Origin of the sequence: Pseudomonas sp. HN8-3 (assembly GCF_020790195.1) — a bacterium.
In the GTDB taxonomy this organism is placed as follows: Bacteria; Pseudomonadota; Gammaproteobacteria; order Pseudomonadales; family Pseudomonadaceae; genus Aquipseudomonas; species Aquipseudomonas synxantha_A.
In genome coordinates, this window is record NZ_CP086206.1 from 4,087,634 (window position 1) to 4,109,010 (window position 21,377).

At 60.1% G+C, this 21,377-nt stretch carries 24 protein-coding genes; 10 read left to right on the plus strand and 14 right to left on the minus strand.

All coding sequences use genetic code 11. From position 1 onward, the window contains the following. Nucleotides 1-98 precede the first annotated feature (98 nt). Nucleotides 99-914, minus strand: coding sequence for an SDR family oxidoreductase (locus LJX92_RS18090; RefSeq protein WP_228308771.1), 816 nt, complete (start codon nucleotides 912-914; stop codon nucleotides 99-101). 329 nt (nucleotides 915-1,243) lie between these two features. Here LJX92_RS18090 and LJX92_RS18095 point away from each other — a divergent pair, with 329 nt between their 5' ends. Continuing rightward, nucleotides 1,244-1,396: a DUF3309 family protein gene (locus tag LJX92_RS18095; RefSeq protein ID WP_003192767.1), complete on the plus strand. Its 153-nt coding sequence runs from the start codon at nucleotides 1,244-1,246 to the stop codon at nucleotides 1,394-1,396. Between the two features lie 55 nt (nucleotides 1,397-1,451). Here LJX92_RS18095 and LJX92_RS18100 read toward each other — a convergent pair whose 3' ends face one another. From LJX92_RS18100 to LJX92_RS18120, 5 genes are all read right to left on the minus strand, one after another. Beyond that, nucleotides 1,452-3,539, minus strand: a complete 2,088-nt coding sequence (locus LJX92_RS18100) for an LTA synthase family protein (protein ID WP_228308772.1) — start codon at nucleotides 3,537-3,539, stop codon at nucleotides 1,452-1,454. A 397-nt stretch (nucleotides 3,540-3,936) separates the two neighbouring features. Continuing rightward, nucleotides 3,937-4,128, minus strand: coding sequence for a PLDc N-terminal domain-containing protein (locus LJX92_RS18105; RefSeq protein WP_003172956.1), 192 nt, complete (start codon nucleotides 4,126-4,128; stop codon nucleotides 3,937-3,939). Nucleotides 4,129-4,196: 68 nt separating this feature from the next. Then, entirely contained in the window at nucleotides 4,197-4,727 is a 531-nt protein-coding gene (locus LJX92_RS18110; protein ID WP_005789905.1) for a hypothetical protein, read from the minus strand. Between the two features lie 40 nt (nucleotides 4,728-4,767). Next, nucleotides 4,768-5,283: an ankyrin repeat domain-containing protein gene (locus tag LJX92_RS18115; protein ID WP_078821929.1), complete on the minus strand. Its 516-nt coding sequence runs from the start codon at nucleotides 5,281-5,283 to the stop codon at nucleotides 4,768-4,770. A 106-nt stretch (nucleotides 5,284-5,389) separates the two neighbouring features. Continuing rightward, entirely contained in the window at nucleotides 5,390-7,216 is a 1,827-nt protein-coding gene (locus tag LJX92_RS18120) for a long-chain-acyl-CoA synthetase (protein ID WP_228308773.1), read from the minus strand. 406 nt (nucleotides 7,217-7,622) lie between these two features. Here LJX92_RS18120 and LJX92_RS18125 point away from each other — a divergent pair, with 406 nt between their 5' ends. Next, the gene (locus LJX92_RS18125) at nucleotides 7,623-7,901 is read left to right on the plus strand and encodes a DUF3509 domain-containing protein (RefSeq protein WP_003172952.1); all 279 of its coding nucleotides are present in this window, start codon (nucleotides 7,623-7,625) and stop codon (nucleotides 7,899-7,901) included. A 58-nt stretch (nucleotides 7,902-7,959) separates the two neighbouring features. On the opposite strand, the gene LJX92_RS18130 is transcribed toward LJX92_RS18125, so the two are convergent. The 4 genes from LJX92_RS18130 to aroC form a co-directional block, all read right to left on the minus strand. Then, entirely contained in the window at nucleotides 7,960-8,229 is a 270-nt protein-coding gene (locus tag LJX92_RS18130) for a response regulator transcription factor (protein WP_032880144.1), read from the minus strand. A gap of 209 nt (nucleotides 8,230-8,438) precedes the next feature. Next, complete coding sequence (locus tag LJX92_RS18135; protein ID WP_223018163.1) at nucleotides 8,439-8,969, minus strand: 1,2-dihydroxy-3-keto-5-methylthiopentene dioxygenase; 531 nt, start codon at nucleotides 8,967-8,969, stop codon at nucleotides 8,439-8,441. Then, nucleotides 8,966-10,129: an MFS transporter gene (locus LJX92_RS18140; RefSeq protein WP_032880141.1), complete on the minus strand. Its 1,164-nt coding sequence runs from the start codon at nucleotides 10,127-10,129 to the stop codon at nucleotides 8,966-8,968. Before LJX92_RS18140 ends, LJX92_RS18135 begins: the two co-directional genes overlap by 4 nt. Nucleotides 10,130-10,219: 90 nt before the next feature. Next, nucleotides 10,220-11,311: a chorismate synthase gene (gene aroC, locus LJX92_RS18145; RefSeq protein WP_228308774.1), complete on the minus strand. Its 1,092-nt coding sequence runs from the start codon at nucleotides 11,309-11,311 to the stop codon at nucleotides 10,220-10,222. A 143-nt stretch (nucleotides 11,312-11,454) separates the two neighbouring features. On the opposite strand from aroC, the gene LJX92_RS18150 reads away from it, so the two are divergent. Beyond that, entirely contained in the window at nucleotides 11,455-12,417 is a 963-nt protein-coding gene (locus tag LJX92_RS18150; protein ID WP_228308775.1) for an alpha/beta hydrolase, read from the plus strand. A gap of 99 nt (nucleotides 12,418-12,516) precedes the next feature. Next, nucleotides 12,517-13,320, plus strand: a complete 804-nt coding sequence (locus LJX92_RS18155; RefSeq protein WP_005789918.1) for a hypothetical protein — start codon at nucleotides 12,517-12,519, stop codon at nucleotides 13,318-13,320. Nucleotides 13,321-13,387: 67 nt separating this feature from the next. On the opposite strand, the gene prmB is transcribed toward LJX92_RS18155, so the two are convergent. Beyond that, nucleotides 13,388-14,296, minus strand: a complete 909-nt coding sequence (gene prmB, locus LJX92_RS18160) for a 50S ribosomal protein L3 N(5)-glutamine methyltransferase (protein ID WP_032880136.1) — start codon at nucleotides 14,294-14,296, stop codon at nucleotides 13,388-13,390. Between the two features lie 239 nt (nucleotides 14,297-14,535). Between prmB and LJX92_RS18165 the strand changes: the two genes are divergently transcribed. The 5 genes from LJX92_RS18165 to LJX92_RS18185 all read left to right on the plus strand — a co-directional run bounded on the left by LJX92_RS18165 (nucleotide 14,536) and on the right by LJX92_RS18185 (nucleotide 17,311). Further along, complete coding sequence (locus tag LJX92_RS18165) at nucleotides 14,536-15,126, plus strand: cysteine hydrolase family protein (RefSeq protein WP_032880134.1); 591 nt, start codon at nucleotides 14,536-14,538, stop codon at nucleotides 15,124-15,126. A 136-nt stretch (nucleotides 15,127-15,262) separates the two neighbouring features. Then, nucleotides 15,263-15,583, plus strand: coding sequence for a hypothetical protein (locus LJX92_RS18170; protein ID WP_005789923.1), 321 nt, complete (start codon nucleotides 15,263-15,265; stop codon nucleotides 15,581-15,583). A gap of 75 nt (nucleotides 15,584-15,658) precedes the next feature. Beyond that, entirely contained in the window at nucleotides 15,659-16,216 is a 558-nt protein-coding gene (locus LJX92_RS18175) for a Smr/MutS family protein (RefSeq protein ID WP_005789925.1), read from the plus strand. Nucleotides 16,217-16,292: 76 nt separating this feature from the next. Then, complete coding sequence (gene folE / locus LJX92_RS18180; RefSeq protein WP_005789928.1) at nucleotides 16,293-16,838, plus strand: GTP cyclohydrolase I FolE; 546 nt, start codon at nucleotides 16,293-16,295, stop codon at nucleotides 16,836-16,838. 101 nt (nucleotides 16,839-16,939) lie between these two features. Continuing rightward, the gene (locus LJX92_RS18185) at nucleotides 16,940-17,311 is read left to right on the plus strand and encodes a glutathione S-transferase N-terminal domain-containing protein (protein WP_005789930.1); all 372 of its coding nucleotides are present in this window, start codon (nucleotides 16,940-16,942) and stop codon (nucleotides 17,309-17,311) included. A 120-nt stretch (nucleotides 17,312-17,431) separates the two neighbouring features. Here the strand turns inward: LJX92_RS18185 and LJX92_RS18190 are convergent, their stop codons facing one another. Genes LJX92_RS18190 through LJX92_RS18200 form a run of 3 tightly spaced genes read right to left on the minus strand, consistent with a single transcriptional unit; the run spans nucleotide 17,432 to nucleotide 20,368 of the window. Then, nucleotides 17,432-17,752 (minus strand): hypothetical protein, encoded by a 321-nt coding sequence (locus tag LJX92_RS18190; RefSeq protein ID WP_032880132.1) that lies wholly within the window; start codon nucleotides 17,750-17,752, stop codon nucleotides 17,432-17,434. Beyond that, nucleotides 17,749-19,074 (minus strand): acyclic terpene utilization AtuA family protein, encoded by a 1,326-nt coding sequence (locus tag LJX92_RS18195; RefSeq protein ID WP_228308776.1) that lies wholly within the window; start codon nucleotides 19,072-19,074, stop codon nucleotides 17,749-17,751. The genes LJX92_RS18190 and LJX92_RS18195 overlap by 4 nt, the downstream gene beginning before the upstream one ends. Before the next feature lies 1 nt (nucleotide 19,075). Next, nucleotides 19,076-20,368, minus strand: a complete 1,293-nt coding sequence (locus tag LJX92_RS18200; protein ID WP_032880128.1) for a CitMHS family transporter — start codon at nucleotides 20,366-20,368, stop codon at nucleotides 19,076-19,078. A gap of 111 nt (nucleotides 20,369-20,479) precedes the next feature. Here LJX92_RS18200 and LJX92_RS18205 point away from each other — a divergent pair, with 111 nt between their 5' ends. Further along, the gene (locus LJX92_RS18205) at nucleotides 20,480-21,376 is read left to right on the plus strand and encodes a LysR family transcriptional regulator (RefSeq protein ID WP_032880126.1); all 897 of its coding nucleotides are present in this window, start codon (nucleotides 20,480-20,482) and stop codon (nucleotides 21,374-21,376) included. Nucleotide 21,377: the final 1 nt, after the last annotated feature.

Here is a 21,377-nt window from a genome sequence, read left to right on the forward strand (position 1 = left end):
TGGACCATGCGCCCTTGGAAATGGACCGGCAATGGCTTGCTGGAAAATCAGGCATTACCTACACAGGTAGGTAATTTGCCTGACAGACTCCATCCAAATCAGCCCTTAACGACCTGCGCCTTCGCGCGCATCTTGTCGGCCATCAGCGTCATTTCGTCATACAGCAACTGCGGGTTTTTCTGCTTCAGGGCCCAGGCCATGCGCCCTTGCTCATGGGGCAGGATCATGAATTCGCCCGCGGCCACGCGCTGGTAGATGTAATCGGCGATATCGGTCGCCGAAATAGGTGAACTTTCAAGCAACTTGCCCACCTGCGCCTTCATGGCCGGGGTCGGCCCACGGAAGGAGTCGAGCAGGTTGGTCTGGAAAAACGATGGGCACACCACGTGCACGCCCACTTCCTGCTGCTTGAGCTCGACCAGCAGGCTTTCCGACAACGCCACTACGCCGGCCTTGGCCACGTTGTAGTTGCTCATGGCCGGCCCCTGCATCAATGCAGCCATCGACGCGATGTTGATGATCCGGCCCTTGCTCTTCTCCAACAGCGGCAGGAACGCCTTGCAGCCCTTGACCACGCCCATCAGATTGATTGCGATCTGCCAGTCCCAATCCTCCAGGGACAGTTCGGCGAAGAACCCACCCGAGGCCACGCCTGCGTTGTTGACGATCACATCAATGCCGCCGAGCTTGACCTCGCACGCCTGGGCAAACGCGGTGAGCTGGCTGTAGTCGCGCACGTCGCAGCGTTGGATAAACCCTTCACCCCCCGCCGCGCGCACAAGTTTGAGGGTCTCCTGCAAACCGGGCTCACTGACATCCGACAACGCCAACTGCCAGCCCTCACTGGCCCAGCGCAGAGCGATTTCACGACCCAGGCCGGACCCGGCGCCAGTGATCATCATGCGATTTTGCATAGGAAGTAGCCTTGTGGTTTACCGAAGAAGTGACCGGCAGTGTAGCGAAGGTTTTTCCCGCACCCACGCACCATCAGATTGATGAATGCCCCAGGCAAACCGTGGGCCGGGTCGCAGGCACGCATATAGCCCAAGTTCAATTTTTTTCAACTGATTAGTTCAAGTTGCGCACGGGTTAAAAGAAATAAGCAACTAATCAAAATGTTTTAGAAAAACAATGAATTTTCTGCGTAGTGCATGAGTCGGAATGGTTAAGACGTCCCGATGCACATGGACGAGATAACGGTCAAACAGCCGGTTTTTGCACAGAACCTATAAGGAATAAAACCATGAGCCTCATTCTAATCATTATCCTGATCCTTCTATTGGTCGGCGGCCTGCCAGTGTTCCCGCACTCGCGTAACTGGGGTTATGGACCGTCGGGTATCCTGGGTGTGGTGCTGGTCGTCCTGCTGGTGCTGTTGTTGCTCGGCAAGATATAAAAGCCGGGACAAAAAAAGAGGCCTCGATCGAGGCCTCTTTTTTATTGCCGGTCAGTTAGTCCGGCTTACCATCTACAACACCTGCGGTGTTATCCAGCAGGCTCTTGGTAGCGGTCTGCAGGAACGACTCAAGTTTCTGCTTGAGCGCAGCTTCGTCCGGCGACTCAGGGATCACCTTGCCAGTCGGTTCGGCGCCCAGGGTGTATTCCCACAACTTGGGTGGCATTTCCTTGGGCAATACCAGTACGCGGTCAGCGGTAAGCAAGGCCACGGTCTGGTCGCTGCCCGATGGCTTGATCACGCCGAAGCCCTTGTCGCCTTCCGGCAGGTTCAACAGGTCACGCCCCCAGCACTGGTGCAACGTGTCGCCACCCAGGCGGCCCATGATGGTCGGCACGATGTCGATCTGGGTGCCCACGGTGTGGTCACGTACGCCGAACTTTTCCTGCATGCCAGGTGCGATCATCAGCATCGGCACGTTGAAGCGGCCCAGGTCCATTTCAGTGATCTGTTGCTCGTTGCCGAAACCGTGGTCGCCCACAATCACGAACAGCGTTTCCTTGAAGTACGGCTCCTTGCGGGCCTTTTCAAAGAACTGGCCCAAGGCCCAGTCAGAGTAGCGCATGGCCGTCAAATGCTCGTTGAGACTGCCACGGTCGGTGACTTTTTCAACCGGCAATGGCGTCGGCAACGCGTACGGGGTGTGGTTGGACAAGGTTTGCAGCAATGCGTAGAACGGCTTGCCGCCTTCACGGGCTTTGAGTTCCTCCAGGCCACGGTTGAACATGTCCTGGTCGGACACGCCCCATGTCGGGTCGGAGAACACCGGGTCGACAAAGTCATTACGGCCGATGAAGTTGGTCATGCCCTGGTTGCTGAAGAAGCCCGACTGGTTGTCCCAGGCGAAATCGCCGTTGTAGACATACACATCGTCGAAATCACGCGCACTGAGCAACTGCGGCAGGCCCGACAACTTGTGGCTGCCTTCCGGGGTCTGCATCAGGTATTCGAAGCCCGGCAGGTTCGGGAAGCAGGCCATGGTGGCGAACATACCCTGGTGGGTGTGGGTACCGTTGGAGAAGAAGCGGTCGAACAGCAAGCCTTCCTTGGTCAGCTTGTCGAAGTACGGCGTGATATTGCCCGGACGCCCCAACGCGCCTACCGAGTGACCGGCGAAGCTTTCCATCAGGATCACTACGACGTTCTTGATCGGCAGGGTTTTCTCGGCCGGCGGCGTGAAATCACGGCGCACGGCAGCGGTGTCGGTATCCACCAGTTTTTCGCTCGGCAACACCAGCATGTCGCGCACGGTCTGGGTGGCCAGCGGTTGTTCGAGGGTGGCTTTCCAGATGTTGGCACGGTCTTCACCGAACCGCGCCTTGGCCGCCGCGATCAGCGACAGGGTGCCATTGAGGCCCAACTGGTTGGCGAAGTTCGAATCGGTGGTGTAGACATCCCCCCAACGCAATGGCGGGCCCTGACGCAGGGTGCCGCGAATGGCGACCACGGCGACCAGCAGGCAAACCACGAATACAGCGATGCGGCTGTACCACGGAGCCACCTGGCGCGTGCTGATCGTACCGCCGCTGAACGGGCCACGCGGGCGCGTTGCACGGTCGGCGCCCTTGAAGGCCATGCTCAGGATCAGCGTGCCCACGGCCCAGGCCAGCAGGTAGCGCACCACCGGGAAACCGTACCAGAGCATGCTCATCACGGTTTTCGGGTCTTCCTTCACATACTGGAAGACCAGGCCGTTGAGGCGCTGGTGGAATTCACGGTAGAAGTCCATTTCCATCAGCCCCAGGAACAAGGCGATGCTGGACACGACGGTCAGCCACAAACGGAAGAAACCCCGTGCCGCCATGGCCCGTACACTGAACAACGCCAGCAGCAACGGGATCAGCAGGTACATCACCAAGCGGATATCCAGGCGCAGGCCATTGACGAACGCTTCCAGGAACGTCGAGGCCGGCGTGTCCAGGATCATCTCGCGGTTGTAGACCAGCAACGCCAGGCGCAGCAGGGAAAACATCACCATCATGACCAGTGCGCAGAGCAGCGTGTACGCCAGATGGGATTTGACGGTCGGTTGCAGCAGGCGATTTGAAGCTCGCTGCTGATTCAGGGCGTCCGGGTTTGCCATGTCGTTTTAGGACCCATTGGAAGTTTAAGTTGCGAAATAATGCAGTGGCGTCCGCCCTCGCCCAGGCTGGCTGGGGTAAGCGGTTTACGCGGTGGCACAAATGGTGCCCGATCAAGGCCGGCAAGGCTATTAATTACTGAACGTGCAACCTTGTCGTGTCTTTAAAGGCCCCAGGGATAGAGCCTTGGCAGGCGAATAAAGCCGGCGAATTGTCTTGGATGGAATGTGAAAATTCTGTACAGCGAATATTTCGATACACAAATTTTTCGAACAAATGTGGGAGGGGGCTTGCTCCCGATAGCGGTGTGTCAGTGAGCTTATTTGTCACTGATCCACCGCTATCGGGAGCAAGCCCCCTCCCACATTGACTGCGCCGACTCCAGGAGGAGTGAGGCGCTCAGATCCGCACGTTACCGCGTGGCCCGGCAATAGCCCAGATAATCAGACCCAGTACCGGCAACAGCAGGATCAACAGGATCCACAGCACTTTGGCGCCCGTACTTGCGCCGCTTTTGAACACGTTGATGATCGCCCAGATATCCAGCGCGAGGATGATCAGGCCAATCAGGCCGTTGAAAGTGGAACCCATGGTGTCGCTCCTAAGTGAGGGCATGCACTTGTAGGATAGTCAGCCTTGGCGGGGGTTCCGTTTTAATTTCAGACGTGCACGGCGATCTTCAATGCCTCAAGCGACGGCTCAGCCTTGATGCCGACTTCAGCGCACAGTTGCAGCACGCGTGGCAGGTCGTTGCCGAACACCAATACGGCCTGGATCTCATCATCGAGCAACTGACTGAAGTTCATCAGCACATAACCGCCGTCTTCCGGGCTCAAGGCGCTCATCTGAATCTGGATGCGGTTCAACGCGGTCAGGTCTTCAGTCTTGGTCAATTGCTTGGGCTTGAGATTGAACGCCACGCCCGGACCAAACGAGGCGACGATCTGCGCGAACAGGTCGCCGTAGGTATCAGCCTGAAACAACACCGTGTCGGGCAGGCTGCCGACCACCACCCACTCCCCCAGCGGTATCGGGAAGCTGTCGTCGTAGTTGATATCCGGGTTAGCCGCCAGGAAAGCGGCCGGGTCTGCGTAGGCTTGCGCCGCTTCGTCGGCAATACGTGCCACCTCGTCCTCAGCCATGACGCCGGCGCTGATTTTGCTGATGAGTTCGACGAGGGCGGTTTTCATGGGCGATCCTGTAGCGGGCGGGTTTTCGAGGGCGCGTAGCCTACACCAGTTTCTGCAACTGCGCCGCCGTATCCACCGCGCCCATGGTCTGTGCCGCAGCCAGTGCCGTGGCACCTTGAGCGTCGGTAGCCTTGGGATTGGCGCCTTGACCGAGCAGGTATTCGACCATTTCAACGCGGTTGAACATCGCCGCCATCATCAACGCCGTACGCCCATCCGATGAGGCCGCCTCAACCGGCGTGCCGCCTTCGATCAGGGCCTGAACCACAGGCAGGTTGCCTTTGAACGCCGCGCCAGCAATCGGCAACTGGTTCTTGTCATTGGCGATCAAGGGGTCGGCCTTGAATTCCAGCAGTACTTTTACCGCCTCGGAGTGGCCGTGGTAGGCCGCGAGCATCAATAAGGTGTCGCCATTGTGATTACGAAAGTTGGCCGGCAAGCCCTTGGCCAACAACGCAGCAAGCATGGCTGCATCGCCGCGGCGGGCCACGTCGAAGACCTGCTCGGCAAATTCGGCGGCTTCGTCTTCGGTCATTTGTTTAGGCTGATCTGACATGGGGGCTCCTTGCTGAGGCGGCTTGTGTAACTGAATAAGGCGCCCAGTGTCGCGATGGAGTTCCCCCCTGTCATGGCTTTTTTGTCAAAAGCCGCCATAGCCAGAATCAATAACGAAAGTGCCCGCCCTGGATCTGCGCCAATAATTGCCCGGTAACCGGCACGTAGCTCTGCGAACCTGGCAGCCAGGCGTACACCGGGTCATTGCCGGCCTTGGCAGGGTCGAATGCTTCCTCTTTGAGTTTCATTTTCTGGTACTTGAAGGTGCCGGTGGTTTCCATTTTTACCTTGATCCGCAGGAACAGCGGCACCGCATAGTGCGGCAACTGGCCGTGGGCAAATTGCAGCAGTTCGCGCATGTCCAGGGCAGCCAGAGACTCACTCGGGGTGATGGCGACCATGCCAGCACGGCCATTGGTGTTCGCGATCTCGACACCATAAGCCACCACTTCGGCGATTTGCGGGTGTTGCAGCAGCACGTTTTCCACTTCGGTGGTCGAGACGTTTTCACCCTTCCATCGGTAGGTGTCCCCCAGGCGATCGACAAATTGCGCATGACCGAAGCCGATGCTGCGTACCAGATCGCCAGTATTGAAATACCGGTCGCCCTTCTCGAACACGTCGCTGATCACCACTTTGCGATTTTTTTGCGGGTCGGTGTAGCCATCGAACGGTGACTTTTCATCGATCTTCGCCAGCAACAAGCCCTGCCCGCCCGTTGAGACCTTGTGCATGAACCCATCACTGCCGCGAAACGGTTCCCCTGTGTCCGGAGCGTAATCCACCAACGCCCAATGCTGCAGGCAAAAGCCGATGGTGTTGTCAAAATTCAGCACGTTGGTAAAACCTATATTGCCGTCACTGGCCGCATACAGTTCGCAAATATGCTCCACCTCATAGCGCTGTTTGAACTGCGCCCATACACCGGGGCGCAGGCCATTGCCGACCATCTTGGTCACGCGGTTATCGCGATCCTGTTCGCTGAGGGGCTGGTCGAGCAAATAGCGGCATAACTCACCGACATAGCCGAGGGTGGTTGCGTTGAACTTGCGCGCATCCTCCCAGAACTGGCTGGCGCTGAACTTGCGCCGAATGGCGAAGCCGGACGCGCCGATAATGGCCGAGCCCCAGCACACGCACAAACCGGTGCCGTGGTACAGCGGCAAGGTGCAATAGAGAACGTCGTGCGGTGCCATGTCCAGGGCAATCCTGCCGAAGCTCACAGCGGTTTTGGTCCAGCGCCCATGCTTCATGATGCCGGCCTTGGGCAAGCCGGTGGTGCCGGAGGTGTAGATATAGAAGCAGGGATCGTTGTAGGAAATCTGCGCGCAGATCGCAAGGTTCTCCACCGGGTGCCCGGCACTGGCCGCCATCAGGTCGATGTAGCCCTCAGGAACTGCGCCATCGGGTTGATCCGCCACAAACCAGGTGCGCTCGGCCGGAATCTGCACCTGATCGCGCACCGCTGCGTAGGCGCTCAGCAACTCTGCCCCCACCACAATGGCAACCGGGTCGACCAGCGTCAGGCTGTGCACCAGCGCTCCCTGGGTTTGCGACGTATTGAGCATGGCGCAGACGCCGCCCAGCTTGGCCACGGCCAACACGTTGAGCAGCAACTCGGGGCGATTTTCAATTAACAGCGCTACCACGTCGCCTTTGCGAATGCCTTGGTCATGCAGGTGATGGGCGATGCGATTGGCCTGCTGATTGGCGTCGCGATAGCTGATCACCTGGTCAGCGTAAAGCAGCGCGGCACCGTCAGGATTGCGCAAGGTCGCTTGCTCGAAATGCCAGCCCAGGCCGCAGGGTTGCCTGGGGTCGGTGACATTGGCCGCGCGCATGCCGCGTACCACACGCGGGAGCGCCCGAACGATGGCAGGCACCTTTCGCAGCATCATGCCCCAGGTAATCATGTCGTTTTGCCGATGGCTCATGGCGGGACGTCCTTTTTCTTATTTTTGGTCGAGTCCAGATACATGACGAGCCCGTAGGCAGTCGCCCGATGCGTCACAGGAAAATACGTCAGCCCTTCTTGGGCTGTACACGCGGGATTTGAAAAGTTTTGTATCCCAAAGGGAAGTCGCCGCAGGCAACGGAATTTTCCGGCAAAAAAGGCGGTCAATAGCTGTAAGGCAAGCCCGACACCTTCGCAAAGGCGCCGACTAAATAACGCAAAATGCAGGATGCACGATGGCCTTTCATGCAAATTGCACGAAAATGAAAATTCGATTATTTTATAAGTGCCTGATTTTTAAAGAGTTTTTTCTTTAGGCAATACTGGCACAATCACTGCACCTATCACTCCATGCTTGCCAACTTGAGCCAATGGAGCTGATAGACATGAGCCTGATCCAAGATAAATTCGCTTCGGTATTCTCCAACTACGACGTCACCACCCAGCCACGTCCTGACGGTGGGATCCTGTTGACCCTGCGCAACAGCGAAGGCAAACAGGTCAAGCGCTCGATCTCGTACCAGCAATTGCACACCGCCGATCAATTGACCTGGGTGATCAGCGCCATTCGCCGTGACCTGGCCGAACAAGCCAGCGAGCTGCCGCAGATTTCCATGCTGCAAAGCCAGAACCGCTTTGCGCTGCCGACCTACCATTCGGCATAAGCGACAGACATGAAAAGGGCCGCGACGCCGTTGAGCGTCGCGGCCCTTTTTTGTGCCTTCAGCACAAGCCTTGGCGAGTGGCTTCGTTTTTCGCCTGTACCCGGTTGGTCACGTCCAGCTTGCCGTAGATATTGCGCAGATGAAACTTCACCGCCGCTTCGGAGGTGCCGCGAATCTGGCTGATCTCCCAGATGGTCTTGCCCTCGGAAGCCCACCGCAGGATTTCCAGCTCCGTTGGGGTCAGGGGCTTGCCGGACAAGTTCAGGCGTTTTCTGATAGCCGTCGGCACGCTATCGATGGGGGCACACGTCTGCTCTGGGCTGCTCATCGCTCTCTCCTTATATCTGCTGATGCGGCACCGCCTTTCGGACTCCTCCTATTGACAGATGACATAAACATTGGCGCCGCACAGAGAGTTACATAACCAGCGGAGTGAAAGCGTACAACACAGAACAAACAGCTTCGCCCTACGAATATTCAGGCGTTTTCCCACAACAAGTTCCAACTTGCCCGGGTTGAACATTTAGATATTTATGCTTAGTCGTCCAGCCCTGGAAAACGCGCGGCAATGTTATCTGCGCTGAACGTCGGCACCTCGCCCTGAGCGGTGTTGAACAAACGCAGCGCCACCAAGTGCGGGTTCTCGCCGATGTCGAGCCAGTGCGACATACCCGCCGGGATAACCAACAGGTCATTTTTCTCGGCGCGCACGCCGTATACATAATCACCCACATGCAGCATGAACAGGCCCTGGCCGGCGATGAAGAAATACGCGTTATCTTCACGATAGGTGCGCTCTACCAGGAACGGGTCACGCAATTCATGCATCTGGGGATGGTCGCCCGTCACGCTGATCACCTTCGCCGTGGCATAGCCGCGCGCATCGATCTGTGGACGGTACACCGCGATCATTTGCGCGTCACTGGCGCCTTTCTCGATAACGCTGGGCTGCCAACGTTCAAAGCCTATGCGGTGTTCGGCCAGGGTCGACTGGATGTCGTCGAAATGGGTCAGCACCTTGTTGGGTGTGTCCGCGGTGGCGATGTGGTAAACGGCTACGTAACTCATTGCACGGTTCCTTGATTCGGCTCTTGCAATCGAAGGCCAATGATAATGGCGGCGGCCAGCGCAGCGACGCTGGCGATACTGAACGTCAGGGTCGGGCCCAGCAGGTTCCAGCTATAACCGGAATACAGGGCGCCGAGGGCACCGCCAGTACCGGCCAAGGCAGCGTACAGGGCTTGGCCCTGGCCTTGCTGACGGTCACCGAAGCTGCGCTGCACAAAGGCAATCGCCGCCGCGTGAAAACTGCCGAATGTGGCTGCGTGCAGGAGCTGCGCCAACAGCAACACCCAGAAAAATTCGGCAAAGGAGCCCAGCAGCAACCAGCGCAGCGCCGCCAGCACAAAGCTGGCCAGCAGCACCCGGCGCACCGAAAAACGCGCCAGGATACGGCTCATGGCCAGGAACATCAGGACCTCCGCCACCACCCCCAGGGCCCACAACATCCCGATCACGCCACGGCTGTAGCCCAAGTGTTCCAGGTGCAGGGTGAGGAAGGTGTAATACGGGCCATGGCTCATTTGCATCAATGCCACGCAGGCATAGAACGCCAGCACCCCGGGACTGCGCAATTGCTTGAGGAAACCGTCACCGGCCAAGCGATTGCCATGGCTGGCAGGCTGGGCATTGGGCACCCACAGGCTGGCGCCGATGATGCCGGCCATGATCACTACCACCACGACCGGGTAGATATCCAGGCTCAGCCAGTCGAACAGCCGCCCCATGATCACTACAGTGAGGATAAAGCCGATGGAGCCCCACAGACGGATCTGGCTGTAGCGCGAGGTTTGCTTGTGCAGATGGGCCAGGGTGATGACCTCAAACTGCGGCAGCACCGCGTGCCAGAAGAATGCGTGCAGGGCCATGACCATCGCCAGCCAGGCGTAGGTCTTGCTGACGAAGATCAGGCAGAAACTGGCCAGGGTACAGGCCGCGCCAAATCGCACAATGGCCAGGCGCCGGCCGGTGAAGTCGCCGATCCAGCCCCACAGGTTAGGCGCCACGCAGCGCATCAGCATGGGGATGGCCACCAGTTCGCCGATACGCGCGCTGGAAAAGCCCAGGTGATCGAAGTACAACGCCAGGAACGGCGCCGTCGCCCCGAGCAGGGCGAAGTAGAACAGGTAAAAGCTGGAAAGGCGCCAGTATGGGAGCGGTGGGGTCATTTTATTGGGGCTGCTTCGCAGCCCGGCGCGAGCAAGCTCGCTCGCCACAACAAGCGCACTCACCCTGGCAAGCTCGCTTGCCGGCGGCGATCACAGTTGGCCCAGTACCGGTGTGGTCACGCGCACATCGGCATTTTGCCCACGGTTGCGCAGCAGGTGGTCCATCAACACGATGGCCATCATGGCTTCGGCAATCGGTGTGGCGCGGATGCCGACGCACGGGTCATGACGGCCCTTGGTGATCACGTCCACCGGGTTGCCGTGTACATCGATCGAACGGCCCGGTGTGGTAATGCTTGAGGTCGCCTTGAGCGCCAGGTGCGCAACAATCGGTTGGCCGGAGGAAATACCGCCAAGGATGCCACCCGCATTGTTGCTGAGGAAACCTTCAGGCGTCAGCTCATCGCGATGTTCGGTTCCGCGCTGGGCAACACAGGCGAAGCCTGCGCCGATTTCCACGCCTTTGACCGCGTTGATGCTCATCAGCGCGTGGGCCAGTTCGGCGTCGAGGCGGTCGAAGATCGGCTCGCCCAGGCCCGGCTTGACGCCTTCGGCCACCACGGTGATCTTGGCACCGACGGAGTCCTGGGCGCGGCGCAACTGGTCCATATAGACCTCCAGCTCCGGCACCTTGTCCGGGTCGGGACAGAAGAAGGCGTTGTCTTGCACGCTGTCCCAGCTCTTGAACGGGATCTCAATCGGACCCAACTGGCTCATGTAGCCACGGATGACGATGCCCTGGGTGGCCAGGTATTTCTTGGCGATGGCACCGGCGGCCACGCGCATGGCGGTTTCACGCGCCGAGCTGCGGCCACCGCCACGGTAGTCGCGCTCGCCGTATTTATGGTGGTAGGTGTAGTCGGCATGGGACGGACGGAACACATCCTTGATTGCCGAGTAGTCCTTGGACTTCTGGTCGGTGTTGCGAATCAACAAGCCAATGGCGCAGCCGGTGGTGCGGCCCTCGAACACCCCGGAAAGGATTTCGACTTCGTCCGGCTCCTGGCGCTGGGTGGTGTGGCGGCTGGTGCCGGGCTTGCGGCGGTCGAGGTCACGCTGCAGGTCGTCCAGGGACAGCTCAAGGCCTGGTGGGCAGCCGTCGACAATGGCGACCAACGCCGGGCCATGGCTTTCGCCCGCGGTGGTGACAGTGAACAGCTTGCCGAAGGTATTGCCGGACATGCAGGGCGCTCCGTGAAATCAGTTGAATCAAGTCAACCGTAATAACTTAAGGCGGCCAGTATACGCAGGCTAACCGACTAGTTCATCCTCGAAACCTTACCGGTAGACATTGGTCCAACCGGCACCTCACTGATGATGGCGCGATGATGCTGCGAGTTCTGCTGTTCACCCTTACCCTGTTTACCGCCGCGGTCCAGGCCGCCTCCCCTGTGGTACTGCAACGCCCTATCAGCCTGGACACCGGCAGCGGCCAACTGTTTGGCTCATTATTGTTGCCGCAGTCCGACAAACCGGTGCCGGTGGTGCTGATCATCGCCGGCTCCGGCCCTACCGACCGCAATGGCAACAGCGCCGACGGCGCCCGCAATGACAGCCTCAAGCGCCTGGCCTGGGTGCTTGCCCGACATAACATCGCCAGCGTGCGCTACGACAAGCGCGGGGTCGCCGCCAGCCTGGCCGCCACGCCGGATGAGCGCAACCTCACCCTGGACGCCTATGTGTCCGATGCGGTGGCCTGGGGCAAGCTACTCAAGGCCGACAAACGCATGGGCCCGTTGATTGTGCTGGGCCATAGCGAAGGCGCGCTGGTAGCCGCCCTCGCCGCGCCGCAACTGGCGCCGGCCGGGGTGATTTCCCTATCGGGCAGCGCCCGCCCGGTAGACCAGGTGATTCGCCAGCAACTGGCCGATCACTTGCCCCCTGCCCTGTTGTTGCGCAGCAATGAAATCCTCGACCACCTCAAGGCCGGCCAAGTGGATGCCGACGTGCCGCGCCCACTCGAAGGCATCTTCCGACCAAGCGTGCAGCCTTATCTGATCAGCCTGTTCCGCGCCGACCCATCGGCCGCCTTCGCCAGGCTGAACATGCCGGCGTTGATCATCCAGGGCACCAACGATATTCAGGTCGGCGTAGCGGATGCCCAGCAGTTGAAACACGCCAAGCCCGACGCGCAGTTGACGGTTATCGAAGGCATGAACCACGTGATGCGCATCGTGCCCAACAACGTGAAGCAGCAACTGGCGTCCTACAATGACCCGAAACTGCCCCTGGCTGCGGAACTGGGCCAGCGTATCGTCGCGTTTATCGACGGACTTCAACTCCGTTAAGCGACAATTTGCCTCCAGTCCTGGGCAAACCGGCCGATAAGTCCAGAGTCGACAGTAAAAAGACTGTCGGCTTGCTGGGCTTGGACAGGATCGCGCCGCATGACAACCACCGAAGCAACACCCGAATCTACCGCCGACACCTCGACTGCAACCGCGGCCGTCGAGGCGGCGGCCCTGCCGTGGGCGGACGTCCACGCCGAACACTTCAAGATGCTGCGCCTGGCTCCGCTGACCACCGACCGTGCCACTGGCGCACGGCCGTTGCGCTTTGTGCAGTTCGGCTATGCCGAGCGCCACGACAAGCACCACAGCCTGTTGCGCATGGTTATTCAACTGCCCGGCCAGCGAGTACGCCGAGAGCAGAACCACCTGGATATCTGGGTGGACCACGATAAACATCGCGTGCATTTCGGCCCAGGCAACAGCCTGGAAATCGAACCGGCCAACCGGGGGATCGGCCGTTTCCTGGTCGCTCAGGCCGCCGCCTGGGCGAAGAAGAAGTGGTCCCACTACCGCGTCGACGGCGTGGACCTGGCCAACAAGGACGCCCTCAACGAAGCCACGCGCCTGCGTCGTGATCACTTTTTGCGTATCCAGGGATTTGATGTGGCCTATGCCGACGTGCAGCACCTCAAAGGCAATGTGCAGCCGGGCAAGGTTGGCGACGTGCTGGACAGTTGGAACACCGAGAAGGTGCAGTTCGTGGAGATCCTCGAAGCCGCGCAGATGCTGCAACAGGCCGATCAGAACCTGGCGGAACAGGAAGTGAAGCTGCGCAAGGAAGAGGAAAAAGTCATCAAGTTCAAGCGCGAGGACAGCGGGCTGCGCTTTACCATCACGTGCCTGGTGGCGTTTACGGTGTTTCAGGCAGGGTTGTTGATCTGGATTGCCACTCACCGCTGATAGATTGAAATGCAATCAAAATGTGGGAGCTGGCTTGCCAGCTCCCACATTGACCGAGTTTCTGCAGTTATATCCGGGCAGCGAAAACGGCCTGGTGTTGGCGACACTGCTCAGCCGTCAGCATGAACACCCCATGCCCACCCCGCTGGAAGTCCAGCCAGGCAAAGTCGACTTCCGGATACAGCGCGTCAACATGCACCTGGCTGTTGCCCACTTCGACAATCAGCAAACCCTTCTCGGTCAGATGGTCCGCCGCTTCGGCCAGCATCCGGCGTACCAGGTTCAGGCCGTCGTCACCACAGGCCAGGCCCAGTTCCGGCTCGTGCTGGTATTCATCCGGCATGTCGGCAAAATCTTCGGCATCCACATACGGTGGGTTTGACACGATCAGGTCGAATCGCTGGCCGGGCAAGCCGTCAAAACCATCGCCCTGCACGGTATAGACCCGCTCATCGACGCCATGGCGCTCGATATTCTGGTTTGCCACTTCAAGGGCTTCGAAGGACAGGTCACCCAGTACCACTTCGGCCTCCTGGAACTCGTACGCACAGGCAATGCCGATGCAACCGGAGCCGGTGCACAGGTCGAGGATGCGCGCCGGCGGCTGCGCCAACCAGGGTTCGAAGCGGTTTTCGATCAGTTCGCCAATCGGTGAACGCGGGATCAACACGCGCTCATCGACAATAAACGACATGCCGCAGAACCACGCCTCTTTCAACAGGTACGCGGTGGGCACACGCTCGTGAATACGGCGATGCAGTAAACGCTGCACATGGGAGATTTCCTCTTCTTCGAGGTTGCAATCCAGGTAGCTGTCGGCAATTTCCCACGGCAGGTGCAAGGCGCCGAGCACCAATTGCCGAGCTTCGTCCCAGGCATTGTCGGTGCCATGGCCAAAAAACAGGTCTTCCCCATGGAAACGGCTGACAGCCCAACGGATATGGTCGCGCAACGTGCGCAGGCGGGAAGTGATCACGGGGCAAGCTCCTGGAAAAAACGACTGGCAATTCTAACAGCCTTCACCTGTACCGACGATGTACGAAAAAACTGGCGCCGTACGTCGGATTTCATCCAATTGCCCCGCATTGTGTTAAACAAGCCCACCTCTTGACATGGCTGCACGCCAGCAACGGCGTACCTTACGATAGTAGCGATTCACAGAAGCGCTCAGCCAGTGGACAATGTCGCAAAAGCCCCACTCACAGGAGCCCCAGAATGTCCGTTCCAAAGACGATGTTTCAACTCAGCGGTCGCGGTTACGCAGCAGCCAACCTCAGTCATGCGACCCTCGTGATCATCGACGCCCAGAAGGAATACCTCAGCGGCCCGCTCGCCCTCTCGGGCATGGACGCAGCTGTCGCTAATATCAAACAACTGGTCAGCGCCGCGCGCAATGCCGGGCGCCCGATTGTGCATGTACGCCACTTGGGTACCGTAGGCGGTCTGTTTGATCCACAGGGCGAGCGCGGCGAATTCATCCCGGGGCTTGAGCCAGAGGGTGACGAAACCATCATCGGCAAACTGCTGCCGAGCGCCTTCCACGGCACCGGCCTGGAAAAACACTTGCAGGACCTTGGCTCCCTGGACCTGATCGTCTGCGGCTTCATGAGCCACTCCAGCGTCAGCACCACCGTGCGTGCGGCCAAGAACCTGGGCTTTCGCTGCACCCTGGTGGAAGACGCCTGCGCCACTCGCGACCTGCCCTACAAGGGCGGCATCCTGAGCGCCGAACATGTGCAGCACACCGAAATGGCGATCATGGCCGACAACTTCGCCACCCTCGCACTGACTAAAGATCTGATCTGATCATTCTGGCGTTGAGCGGCGTGTTTATTGCTCCGCTCATCCGCAAAGCCCTTTCATTTGGCGCATTTACCCCTCCCTCCGGAACAACCTGTGTATTGTCCGGTCGAAGGGCCGATACCCTGGAGGAAAGGTCGGAATGAAGATATCCGATGGTTTTGATGCTCGTCGCTTGCGCCCCAAGGGCCCGAGCAACTGGCGTCTGCGCCTGGTGGCGGGCATTGCCGCGTTGCTGGCGATCATAGGCTTGTTGTTGGCAGGCGCTGGTGGCGCCGGCCTGTTTGGGCATTCGCCGGCACTGGGCGAGTTGAATGCCAGCCCGGGCGGCTCGGCGATCCTGTTGGGGATCGGCCTGCTGGTGCTGTGGTTGGGCGTATGGTTATGGCGCCGCAGCCGTCGGCGGATGCGTCAGCCCTTGTCGTTGAATATCGCCTCGCACCTGATGAAAAAGCACGACTGATGGCGCTTGGATAGCGTTTGCTGCGCCCTGGCCGCCGCGATTTAGGTAAACTGCCCGCCCTTCGCGGAGGCTGACATGCAAGACGACGATTTTTCCCTGTTCAAAAACGAGCTGCGCGGCGTCAAGCCGATCAAGCACGACCGCGCCGACACCGGCAAACCCAAGACCGACCGGGCACAGATCGCCAAGCTGCGCCAGGCCGCGACCGTGCGCAGCGACGCCACTACCGTGGATGGCCTGTCGGATCAGTTCGTGATTGACGTCGGCCCCGAAGATGAGCTGATGTGGGCCCGAGATGGTGTGCAAGAAAGCCAGATGCGCAAGCTCAAGGCCGGCCAGGTCCCGTTCGAAGGCAGCCTCGACCTGCACGGCATGAACGTGGAAAAGGCCCGGGAAACCCTGTGGGCGTTCCTCGCCGAAGCGACTAAATTCGAAATCCGCTGCGTGCGCGTCACCCACGGCAAGGCTGTGCGGCTGGATGGCAAGCGGCCAATGATCAAGAGCCACGTCAACACCTGGCTGCGTCAACATGCCCAGGTGCTCGGCTTTACTTCCTGCCAGGCCCGCCACGGCGGTGCCGGTGCGGTGTATGTGATGCTCAAGCGGACCATGCTCGAAGGCCGCGACGAGTAAAGTGCCATCGTCAGGCTTGCAGCGATGTGCCCGCCACCGTAACCTTGCGCTTTGCGAAAATCCCACAGGTAGTTTCATGTCCCTGGAACAGAATTACACAGAGATTCTCGGCCAACTCGGCGAGGACGTCTCCCGCGAGGGTCTGCTCGACACGCCAAAGCGTGCCGCCAAGGCGATGCAGTACCTTTGCCGCGGTTATGAACAGACGCTCGAAGAAGTCACCAACGGTGCCTTGTTCAGCTCCGATAACAGCGAAATGGTGCTGGTCAAGGACATCGAGCTGTACTCGTTGTGCGAACACCATCTGCTGCCGTTTATCGGCAAGGCCCATGTGGCCTACATTCCAAGCGGCAAAGTGCTGGGCCTGTCGAAGGTTGCACGAATCGTCGACATGTATGCGCGCCGCCTGCAGATCCAGGAAAACCTCAGCCGCCAGATCGCTGATGCGGTGCTGCAAGTGACCGGCGCCCTGGGCGTGGCCGTGGTAATCGAAGCCAAGCACATGTGCATGATGATGCGCGGTGTGGAAAAACAGAATTCGTCGATGATCACCTCGGTGATGCTCGGTGAGTTCCGCGATAACGCGGCCACTCGCAGCGAATTTCTCAGCCTGATCAAGTAACGGGCTGGGTAGGAAAGAACCGGCGTTCATCGCCGGTTTTTTTTCGCCTGCAGAAATCAGGTAAGCTGCGCCCCCTCAGTTATGGGCAAGAGGTAACAGCCATGTTCGTCAAAGCACTTCGAGTGGGCCTCGGCCAGATTATCATCGCGGGCGATTTCCTGACCCGCCCACGCAAAAAGCAGCGCCCCGCCGAACAACAGGCGCGGGTGAACGACGCGGCCAAGGCGCTGACGCTGTACCAATTCCACGCCTGCCCGTTTTGCGTGAAGACCCGCCGCACCCTGCATCGCCTGAACGTGCCGGTAGCCCTGAAGGACGCAAAGAACAACGAGCAGGACCGCCAGACCCTGCTGGAACAAGGCGGCAAGATCAAGGTGCCGTGCCTGCGCATCGAAGAGAACGGCCAGACCACCTGGATGTACGACTCCAAGGTGATCATCGACTACCTGGACAAGCGCTTCGCGGCAATCTGAAGCACGCGACGGTCAATGTAGGAGCGAGCTTGCTCGCGAAAAACTCACAGGCACCGCGTTTATTCAGGAAGCACGCGTTATCGTTGACGTTTTTCGCGAGCAAGCTCGCTCCTACAGAAATCAGATCGGTGTTGTCAGGTCCAGATCCAGCAGTGCCGAGCCCAGGCACTTGCCGTGGGCATCCAGCGCCAGCGAGCGGGTCACGCCGCCACGCAGGATGCCCGGCAACACGAAGTTCAGCGCCTGCACATTCGGCAATTCATAACGCCGAACCGGGGCCGCAAGCGGTTCGAGCAAATCCTTGAAAAACTCCGTGACGCGCTCGGCCGTCAGCTGTTCGCACAGCAATGGGTAGTCTTGCGCGCGATAGGCAATGATCGAGATGTTTGACGTGTCGCCCTTATCCCCTGTGCGGGAATGAGCCAGTCTGTGCAGTTTCATTCTTCAATCCTCGGTTTGACCGCTTCACGGGGCAACAGCAACGATGCCACCGCCACCACCTGACGCACGCTCTTGCTCGCCCCACCGCCGCCGGCCGGGCCGTTGGTGTAGAGGGTCTCCACTTCATTGCCAACCCGCACGGCGTCGCTGCGCTCGTCACAACGGGCGGCAACCCGCAGGCGCACTTCCCAAGGCTCGACGCTGCTGCGCGGGCCGTGCAATGAATCCATGCCGATCAATTCGGCGCGCAGGTCCTGCATGTTTACGCCGATCAACGCCAGGCGCCTGAGCACCACGTCCCGCGCCAACTCGGCCCGTGCGACAGCACCGGGACCGCCGTAGGACATCTGCCCTTCACCGATCCAACCGTCCAGATAACCGACGCTGACCTTCAGTTGATCAGGCCGAGCACGCCCGCTCGCCCCCTCAGCGCGCACCCGGTCCACGCCCTCCTCGACAAACCCCACCCGGGAAAAGTCGGCCGTCACATCCGGGGTCAAATAGGCTGCTGGGTCGTGAACTTCATAGATCAGTTGTTCAGCACAGGTCGCGCGACTGACCCGCCCACCGGAGCCTGCCACCTTGGTGATCACCGCATTGCCGTCGGCGTCGATCTCGGCCAGGGGAAAGCCCAGGCGCGCCAGATTCTCCACATCCTTGAAACCGGGATCAGCGAAGTAACCGCCACTGACCTGCCCCGCGCACTCCAGCAAATGCCCCACCAACGTGCCCCGGCCCAATCGTTGCCAATCATCGAAGGCCCAGCCAAACTCGAACATCTGAGGCGCCAGGAACAACGAAGGGTCGGCCACCCGCCCGGTGATGACGACATCGGCGTCGGCGCGCAGCGCCTCAAGAATGCCGTCAACACCCAGGTAGGCATTCGCAGAGATCAACCGCTCGCCAAGGGAGCCAACAGACTGGCCGTTATCCAGCACCTGCTCGGCAGGCAAAGCGTGCAGCACATCATCCCCCACCACCGCGACAACCTTCAGACCCAGGCCCAGCTCGGCAGCAATGCGCCGCACTTCAATGGCCGCCGACACCGGGTTGGCCGCGCCCATATTGGTGATCACCCGTAAGCGACGGCGACCGCCGGGCTGGCCCACGCAGGGCAATACTCGGCGCATGCGTTCACTCAGCAACGGGTCATAACCGCCCTGCGGGTCGCCGATGCGCGCCTGTTGTGCCAGGGCAATGGTGCGTTCGGCCAGGCATTCGAAGACCAGGTAATCCAGGTCGCCATGTTCGGCCAGTTCCACGGCAGGTTCGATACGGTCACCGGAATAGCCGGCGCCGGAGCCAATGCGCAAGGTGTTCATCTCAAATCACTCCCAGGAGCAACGCCGTCAGGGTCATCAACACCGAGGCGGCAAACAGAAAAGGAATCGTGAATCGCTGGTGATCGGCCAACTCGATCTTGCACAGGCCCACCAACAGGAAGGTCGCGGGCGTCAGCGGGCTGACCGGAAAACCGGTGGTGTGCACGCCCAGCAACGAGGCTTGGGCCACTTGCAGGGGATCGACGCCCAGCGCCTTGCCGACTTCGGCGATCACCGGCATCACGCCGAAGTAGTAGGAATCGGGGTCAAACAACATGCTCAGGGGCATCGACAGGAACCCCACGACCGCCGGGATCAACTTGCCGTGGCCCGCCGGAATCTGCGCCACCGCTACTTCGGCGATAGCCTTGAGCATGCCGGAGCCTTGCATGATGCCGGTGAACACCCCGGCGGCGAGCAGGATACTGGCCATGGTCAGGGCGGTTTTCGCATGGGCGTCGATGCGCGCACGCTGGGCGTCCACGTTGGGGTAGTTGATGCACAGCGCAACCACGGTGCCGAGCATGAACATCACCACCGGGTCGACCCAACCGGCAATCATCACCACCATCACCAGCACGGTCAGGATCAGGTTGACCCAGAACAACCGTGGGCGGCGCAGCTTGATATCGTCGTCGCTGAGCACCCGTTGCGGCACCGCCTCCACGCCGGAACCGGCGCCCAGGCCGAGGCGCTTTTCTTCACGATGGCCCAGCCACCAGGCGCACGCGAAGACGAAGATCAGCCCGACGATCTGCACCGGGATCAACGGCTGGAACAGATCGGCCACCGGCACATGCAGCGCCGCCGACGAACGCAGCACCGGGCCGGTCCAGGGCAGGAAGTTGACGCCTGCGGCCATCGCACACACGCAGGCGAGGATGCGTTTATCAATGCCCAGCCGCGTATACAGCGGCAGCATCGCCGGCACCGTCACCAGAAAGGTCACCGCGCCAGAGCCGTCCAGGTGCACCAGCAACGCCAGCGTCGCGGTGCCGACCACAATTCGTGTAGGACGCGTCCCTACCGTGCGCAGGATGCGATCAATGATGGGGTCGAGCATCCCGGCATCGGTCATGATCCCGAAAAACAGGATCGCGAACACAAACATGCCGACCACAGGGGCGACGTTCTTGATACCGGTGATGATAAAGGCACTGGTTTGCAGGCCGAACCCACCGACCAGCGCGGCGATGATCGGCAAGGCGATCAGGGCCACCAGTGGCGAGAGACGCTTGCTCATGACAGCGACAAGCAGGCTGAGAATGGTGATGACGCCCAGGGTTGCGAGCATGGATAACTCCAGGGTGGCCGTTTTGGGCCGGTTATTGTTTTCCCGGAGTATTGGAAGCGGGTTAGTCTTTGTAAATTGGAATATTCGGCCTAGCACGTTCGGAAAAACAAAATGAAGAACTCGATCCAGCACATCCAGGCCTTCCTCGCGGTGGCCCGCACCGGTAGTTTCACCAAGGCGGCCCACGAGCTGCACCTGTCGCCTTCGGCCCTGACCGTGCAAGTACAGCAATTGGAAGACTGGCTCGGCGTCGCCCTGCTCGACCGCAGCCCGCGCCATGTGAGCATCACCGCTGCCGGCCAGGATGCGCGCGGGCCCATGGAAAAACTGCTGCTGGACCTGGACAACATCGTCACCGGCTCACGCGACCTCGCAGCCTTGCGTCGCGGCGTGGTGACCATCGCCGCCCTGCCGTCAGTTTGCGCCGGCGCCCTGCCTCCGGCCTTGCGCCTGTTTCGCCAGCGCTTTGCCGGGATCGAGGTGCGCCTGCATGACCTGGTGGCCCATCGCATCCATGCCCAGGTCCGCAACGGCGAGGTGGATTTCGGCATCGGCGTACGGGCGCGCCTGAGCCATGGCCTGCAATTTCAGCCGGTGCTCAATGATCGCTTGTGCGCGTTTGTGCCGCTGGATCATGCGCTGACGCGCTATCGGTCACTGACCCTGGCGCAACTGGCCGACCAGCCAATTATCCTTACCGGACGTGACAGCAGCGTGCGCGAACAGGTCGACGCACTGTTCGACCAGACACGGCTGACGCTGAATGCGGGCATGGAGGCCAACTACATGTCGACGGTATTGGCGCTGGTGCGCCAGGGGTTGGGGATCAGCGTGCTGCCGGAATCGGCGGCGGACAGCCTGGAGGGATTGAAGCGAATCGACATCGATCATCCCGGCGTGAACCGGGAGATCGGCTTGATCACACGCAGCGCGATGGCATTGAGCCCGGCGGCGCAGCGCTGCTTTGAACTGCTCAACAGCACATTATCTACAAGCACATCGCTCTAAA